This is a genomic window from uncultured Gimesia sp., assembly GCF_937919775.1.
Lineage (GTDB): Bacteria > Planctomycetota > Planctomycetia > Planctomycetales > Planctomycetaceae > Gimesia.
The window spans coordinates 1-7,541 of record NZ_CALFPF010000679.1 but is presented as its reverse complement, the minus strand read 5'-3'; the positions used below and the strand labels follow the sequence as shown (position 1 = coordinate 7,541).

The window sequence follows — 7,541 nt, the reverse complement described above, 5'->3', positions numbered from 1 at the left end:
GGCAGGATCGGCATTTTTTCGATCAAGAGCTCATTGAAACAATGTCTCAGAAACGAGAGCAGCATTTAAATACTTACAATATCCGAATGGAGTATCTCCATGAGTGTTTCAAAATCTTAAATTCAACGGATAAGCAGCTGTTGCAGAATGCTATTTTTGAAAACCAGTCGGTGAAGGAAATCGCGCAAGAAGCCGGCAAAGCCATGCAGACGCTTTATAACCGTCTTTCATTCCTCAGGCGTGAATTGGCGGATTGTGTCTCGCGCAAACTCCAAAGTGAGCAGCAAGTATAATGTCAATCCAGGATCTGCCTCCCCAGTTTGAACAATTTCTCAACCGGCTGTTAAACAGCCAGGACAGCGAATTCTCTGATTCGGAATTTGAGGAGTTCCAAAGTTTTCTATTCTCCCATCCCGAGGCGGTCCAGTACTACTTTGAGTACTCCGATATCAATTCCGGAGTCCAGGTTGACATATCGGAGCGTCTGAAGACGCTGGAAGAGAGTGCCCTTGGGGAAACAGCACCAGCGCCGCAGGTCCTCAGAGATGTTCCTTCGGGAAAACGGATACCCATCATTAATTATGTCCTCGTATCCGCTGCGACTCTGATTCTTGTGCTGACGATGGAATGGATGATCGCAGGCGGTTACTTCAGGAGACAGGCCCCCGATTCGCTCACAGAGAAAACGTTAACGGAACTGCCTTATGTAGCCACTCTCACCCGTTCCACCGATTGCATCTGGGGCGGAGAGTCCCTGCCTGAATTCTCCGGGCAGAGACTGTTGACAGAAGACCTGATTCTGGAACAGGGGGTTGCCGAATTACGTTTTGATTCGGGTGCTCGCCTGATTATCGAAGGGCCGACAAAAATCAAACTGGTGACGGGTTGCTGTGCAAGTATTGATTATGGAAAGGTGGTTCTGCACGGCTATGAACCAACGCCCGAATTTTCTTTGATCACCCCTCAGCTGACATTTCATGATATCGGAACCGAATATGGTGCGAAGATTGACAAGGATGGTCAAGTAGATCTGTATGTGTTCGAAGGGGCGGTGCGGGTTGATTCCAATCAGAAGCACGAGCGGTTTGCGGAATCGCTGATTGTCCGGGAAGGACAAGCCAGGCATCTCAACGAGAATGTCGTTGAAGACATTCCGCTGCAATCGGACATCTTTAACAGAGAAGTTCCCGGCGCTTCGAAAAAATTACAGGCGCTGCAGCAGGAGTTACGAGTCTACGACAGTTTTCATCCCCCGGTTATCAGTGAGCTGGAACGGCTTTCTGAATGGCAAAATACCGGCATTGGCTGGAAAAACCCCTGGCGGACGCAAAAGGGCGACAGCGATGAACTCGCCACAGGCGACAGCCACCCCCGCAACTCTCTGGCCAGAACAAAACTGGCGGAAAATCAGATCGGGCTGATTGAACTCCGGAATGGAAGTACGGCCTGGCGAACTTTGGAAAAACCGATCCGCATGGATACCAACGCCATCTATTACCTCAGCTTTTATATGCAGAAAATCGCCAGTGGTCCTGATGTGGACGATCAACAATATGGCAGTCTCTCTCTGCAGACCTCAACCGTATCAGCCCATCCGCGCAATATCCTGATGGGTATGAGTTCTGAATCTTACGCAACTCTACAGGCCGATATGCAGATCATTGAAAAAGCGCCGCCGCTGCAAACAGGAAAAACGTATTTGTTTGTCGTGAAAATTGTCGCCAGTGAAAAGTCCCCGGACCAGGTTTTTATGCGGGCCTTTTCAGAAACAGAAGTCATTCCTGATCAGGAACCTCCTGTCTGGTCCTGTGTCACGACCCCGTTTCAGGACTCGAATGTCTTTGATCTGGTACGAATGCAAGTGGCACGCAAGGGGGACTTCCTCTTTGATGAATTATGCATCGGCACATCCTGGTCCTCTGTCGTCAATTCTGACCTCCCCAGACTGGTACTTGAAAAGCAATAAGACGGCACTCGCTCTTTTTTGCAGCCCCACCAGCGTCTATAAAAACTGCTCTCTCACCACTCAAAGCTGCATGTCAGTCTGTCCGTGGCTGAGAGCAGTATTATTCACCACCGAAATTGCCCGGCATTTCCCGCAGAAAATCGGTTTCCCCTAATCTTGTATTTTTTTCCGTTTTCGACGGTAAGAAAATGCGTTGATTTGACAATCACTTAATAGCAGGCAACTTTAAGCAAGCGGGCTATCTGTTCTGAACGGATTCAGGTCATCCATATCGCTAGCCATCAGTTCCTGAACCGCAGGGGCCTGAGTTGATACTCAGGTCCCTTTTTTTACAGCTGCGCTATATTAAAGATGCCACGGTCCCGATCCCGTTGGGCGTGTAATCACCCTGGTGCGAGGTGATCCCTCTCGGTCGTGGTCTACCTCAAGTGATATCACGCAGGCGATACTCATATCACATCGAAATCTTTGACCGGAAACCAGCGGTTGGATGTACTGCTCAGCGAGATCGAAACACGAGAGATACCCCAGTCAGGTGTCCTGCGAAAAGGGTAAGTTTATTTTGTACCTTTTCAGGTACCCTTCTGTTGTTCTTCTCTGCTTTCAGATTGTCAGTCTCTCACATGGTCTCGCAATTTTGCCGCTGGAAAACGCAAATGAATGCAACAGGCATCCGGGACATCCCAAGCCTGGGGTACGATGATTCTGCCAGCCCTGGTGTTTGTTTCATAAATCTCCAGTCGCTGCCATCTGATACTGCAGTTTCAGATCCAACCCGCGCTCATCTTCCGAAAACTTCTGACTTCGCAGAGATTTAGCATATGTGTCTTCCGCCGAACAGAATTAATAGAAAATAAATCTTGATCCGATTGTCATCTTTATTTTTCAGGGTAAGATAGGAACTGGAAATTTGGTTCTCCCTATCGTTAATTCGATTGAGCTGATCGGATATCTGAGGATGTGGGCATGCTGGATTTCGCGTATCAGAAAACGCTGTCAGCAATCTCTACCGCTTCCTGTGACCTTGAAACATGTGATGTTGGACTTACAGGAGTTCCAAGATGAAATTGCTGTCTGATGCGTGGAATCATGTAGTTTTATTAGTCTGTTCGGTTCTTTTCATGTCTGGTTTGCTTGCCGGCTGTTCGCGGGGAATTGATCAGCCAGTCGCAGCTCAGACCACTGAGAACTCTTCAAAAGTTACCATACAAGCCTCGGCCGCTGAACCGGAGACTTCATTCGCGCCTCAAACCACGGGAGAGCCTGGTTCACCCAGTTCAACGACAACGATTGACGGCAAGCAGCTTCCCGCCCCTGCCCCCAAATTTGGTGGCGTGATCAAAGACAACGCTCTGCAATCGAAAGAGTGGTGGGCACCACGTATCGTACCGCCGAAAGAGGCGCCCAATATTCTGCTGATCATGACCGACGACGCGGGATTCGGCGTGCCAAGTACGTTCGGCGGTGTGATACCCACGCCAACCATGGATCGCATCGCCAAAGCCGGACTCCGCTACAACCGGGTCTTCTCAACCTCGCTCTGCTCGCCAACACGCGCCGCTATGATTACCGGACGCAACCACCATTCGGTCGGCTTTGGAGTGATCGCCGAACAGGCCACGGGCTTCCCCGGTTATAACAGTGTCATAGGTGAGAATAATGCCACCGTCGGGCGCATCTTGCGAGACAATGGCTACGCGACATCATGGTTCGGCAAAGACCATAACACGCCGACTTATGAAGCCAGCCAGGTGGGGCCCTTCAGTCAGTGGCCGACCGGAATGGGCTTCGACTACTTCTACGGCTTCGTCGGTGGCGACGCTAATCAGTGGGGGCCGAACCTGTTCCGCAACACAACCCAGATCTATCCATGGACTGGTCACGAGGGTTCCTTAAAGATGGATCGATCGGACCCGAAGGCGGAGATCTGGCCTGTCACCGGCAAAGAGAGCAAGTGGAACCTGATTACCGCGATGGCTGACGACGCCATCGACTGGATGACGCGGATTCACCAGAGCGACCCCAGCCAGCCGGTCTTTATGCATTACGTACCCGGCTGCTCACACGCGCCGCACCATCCGAAGAAAGAGTGGGTGGACAAGATTCACGAGATGCACCTGTTCGACGACGGTTACGAAAAATTGCGCGAGCGGATCTTTGCGAACCAGAAACGGCTCGGAGTCATCCCCAGTGATCTGGTACTGACGCCTTGGCCGAAAGAATTTCTCAAACCCTGGGACGAACTGACGCCAGAAGCACAAAAGCTTTTCATCCGCCAGGTCGAAGTCTTTGCCGCTTACGTGGCCTACAACGACTACGAGATGGGCCGCGTGATCCAGGCCTTCGAGGACCTGGGCAAGCTCGAGAATACAATCGTCATCTACCAGAACGGCGATAACGGCACCAGCGCCGAGGGAGGGCCGGAAGGTACGTTCAGCGAGGTCGCGTTCTTCAATGGTGTCGCGCCGCCCGTGGATGTGCAGATGAAGTATTATGAAGCCTGGGGAACCGAATATGCCTACAACCACATGTCGGCCGGCTGGTCCTGGGCCTTTGACACGCCCTTCGACTGGTTCAAGCAGAATGCCTCACGGCTCGGTGGTATCAACCAGAACATGGTGATCTCGTGGCCAAAGCAGATCAAGGACCAGGGGGGCTTGCGCGAACAGTTCGTGCATGTGATCGACTATGTTCCGACGCTGTTGGAAGTGACCGGTATTTCTGCCCCCGAGTATGTCGATGGTATCAAGCAGAGACCAGTCGAGGGCACGAGTTTTGCGTATACCTTTGACAATAAGAACGCCAAGGCACCATCTCAACACACAACCCAGTACTTCGAGATGATGGGCCAGTGGGCAATGTACCATGACGGCTGGTTCATGAGTACCAAAGTCAATCGCGCGCCATGGCAGGCGTTTTCTGCAGCGAACCAGGACCCGCTCAATAATCAGATCTTCCAGCTCTACAACCTGAACACTGACTGGAACCAGACCAACGACATCGCCGCCGAACATCCCGATAAAGTCAAAGAAATGCGAGCCATGTTTCTGGATGAGGCCCAAAAATACCAGGTCCTGCCTTTGAACGCCTCGGTGGGAGCCCGGGTTGCAGCAGCACGTCCGAGTCTCACGGCAGGACGCAACAAGTTGGTTTATTCACGCCCTATGACCGGGCTGCCGCAGGGGGATGCGCCGTACCTGCTCGACACATCCTACACCATTACTGCGGACATCACCGTTCCTGAAGGGGGTGCCGAGGGGATGATTGTGACCTCCGGGGGGCGATTTGCCGGCTGGGGCTTCTACCTGCTGGAAGGCAAGCCGGTATTCCTCTGGAATCTGCTAGATCTGGAACGGCCTAAATGGGAAGCCCCCGAAGCACTGACACCCGGACGGCATATCCTGGAGTTCGACTTCAAATATGACGGTAGCGGCGTGGGAACGATGGCCTACAACAACTTCTCTGGCATCGGTAAAAGTGGAACCGGCACGCTTAAGGTGGATGGTAAAGTAGTCGTCACGAAGCAGATGGAGAAAACGATCCCGATCATCCTGCAATGGGAAGAGAGCTTCGACATTGGCTCCGATACGATCACCGGTGTGAACGATGCGGATTATACGCCTCCGTTTCCATTGACTGCCAAGTTCAACAAACTGACGATCACCATTGATCGGCCGCAATTGTCGCCCGAAGAGATCAAGGAGCTCGAAGCAGGCTTGAAGAAGATAGAAGCGGGCCGTGAATAAGGCTGTTTTGGATAAGCGCTGATCGGTTAGACCTCAAAAGCTCAAGGCGGCACGGCGTAATGATCTGAGTAACAGCATTCAAGCGATCACACGATTCAACGGGTGATCGCTTTTTAAACTTTTTCGTGGACTATTTCCGATTCTGTTTTCATAATCGATAATTAAAAAGATACCACATTACGGAGCCATAAGATCAGAAAAGAAGCTATTGCCTTGTGATTTACTTGATTATTCACGGGGCTGTGACTGGTTGTTTGTTTGACAATTATCGGACTGTTACTGAAGGCTTCACTGGTGAAACAAATTTTTCTTCCTTGTATACTCTCGCTCATTTTATCCTGCATTGGTTCGACTATAATTCATGCAGATGAGACAGATTCCAAAACAAAAGACTTTGTCGGCAAAGTCATTCTGGCTGGAGGCGGAGAAGAGAAACTTCTGAAACTGTTTCGTCTTAAAGAGCAGTTTAATTCCGGTAAGACCCTCGTCTCTCCAGGTACCCCCAGAGTCTCTGTTGTTGAGCCACCTCGTTACTGGTGGCTTGGTAAAAAAGAACGCACAACCGAACCAGCCAAATTTGCTGTCTGGGCATGGACGCTCGGAATCCTGACCGATCCGAAGTCAAAAATTGAACTGATTGACGATCTCACAGACAACGGAAAATCTTTGGCTGGACTGCGTGTGACAGGCAGTGTGACTCCGGCTCTCGACATGTATTTCGACAAGACAAACTTTCAACTGGATCGGATTGACTGGCGTAACGATATCTATCGCTTTAGCGAATGGAAAGAACATGACGGTGCGAAGTACCCATCCAAGTGTGTGATGTACCGCAGGAATTCAGGCGTGCCCTGGTTCTATCATGAAATCATAAGCGTTGAACGTCTCAAGGAGTTACCTTCAGGACTGAAGAGAGAGTAACCCCGTGCCGATTCTGCTGCGAATATCGATCTGCTCACTTTGCATCTTTGTCTTTGGAGTCAGCTTCGCATTTTGGGCTCCGGCCACAGACAGCTGGCAAGGCCTTCGCAATTTTGCAATCGGATCGCTCATTGTGGCGATCGGATTGATATCGAGCCTGCTTACTTCGATCCTCTCCGCAATATTCCGTCCGCAATCGAGACGATTGGCAATTGGACTGGCTGCCATCTCATTGCTGCTTCTCGCAGGTTCTTGCATGATATGGCTGGTGGCCTGACAAGGCGCTGCAGTGAACCCCTCGCCGCTGTCGGCCGAATTTTCACCACACCCAACATGCAGCGGATTACACAGAGACCACGGACACGTTTTCCAATTCGACGAACGAATTGAAAAACGTGTCCGGGTGTCACATATGCCATGCGCACAAGAGACTACCCGTCTCGAAATTAAATATTTTTTTCCATTCAATGACGCGAGCACGAGGGCATGACGATACGTTGAGCATCATCAAAACAAGTGACAAGCCAAGCCAATCCAATCAACTCGGTTTAGCTTTTATACATATTGAGTACTTTGTTAGATAGAATTCAGAAATGTCAAAGTTGACCAGTCAGGAGATTTCGATTTGGCAGAAACCATTTTTGACGCAAAATGCAGTATTAAATCTTCAATTCGGAACCAGCTCTGGGCAAAAACATTCCCAGTTGTCTCCGAAAGAGTCAGCACTGAATTGTGATGAATTAGACAGAGCGGAAAACGCTCCTCAAAGCGTTTTTTTTCTGCTTTTAAGAGCAAAGTTTGAAAAGTCTGCGGGACACCATATTCACCGGTGAGTGTAGCAAATTACCGAAAAAGAACGTAAAGTCACTGAAGTAGTGTATTTATAACTTATTGACAAATATTCAAAC

Annotated in this window: 3 protein-coding genes and 1 pseudogene; all 4 read left to right on the top strand. The window is 50.2% G+C overall.

All coding sequences use genetic code 11. From position 1 onward, the window contains the following. A pseudogene (locus tag Q0294_RS19305) lies at positions 1–293 on the top strand (RNA polymerase subunit sigma-70); the annotation flags it as partial. Further along, positions 293–1,966 carry a hypothetical protein gene (locus tag Q0294_RS19300; protein WP_299468718.1) on the top strand — a complete coding sequence of 558 codons (1,674 nt, stop codon included), beginning with the start codon at positions 293–295 and terminating at the stop codon, positions 1,964–1,966. The pseudogene Q0294_RS19305 and the gene Q0294_RS19300, both read left to right, overlap by 1 nt. Before the next feature lie 1,061 nt (positions 1,967–3,027). After that, positions 3,028–5,712: an arylsulfatase gene (locus tag Q0294_RS19295; protein WP_299468716.1), complete on the top strand. Its 2,685-nt coding sequence runs from the start codon at positions 3,028–3,030 to the stop codon at positions 5,710–5,712. Between the two features lie 294 nt (positions 5,713–6,006). Then, positions 6,007–6,633 (top strand): hypothetical protein, encoded by a 627-nt coding sequence (locus Q0294_RS19290; protein WP_299468714.1) that lies wholly within the window; start codon positions 6,007–6,009, stop codon positions 6,631–6,633. Positions 6,634–7,541: the final 908 nt, after the last annotated feature.

Coding starts and splice junctions, on each gene's coding strand:
- Q0294_RS19300 (WP_299468718.1), top strand. CDS start 293: ATGTCAATCCAGGATCTGCCTCCCCAGTTTGAACAATTTCTCAACCGG.
- Q0294_RS19295 (WP_299468716.1), top strand. CDS start 3,028: ATGAAATTGCTGTCTGATGCGTGGAATCATGTAGTTTTATTAGTCTGT.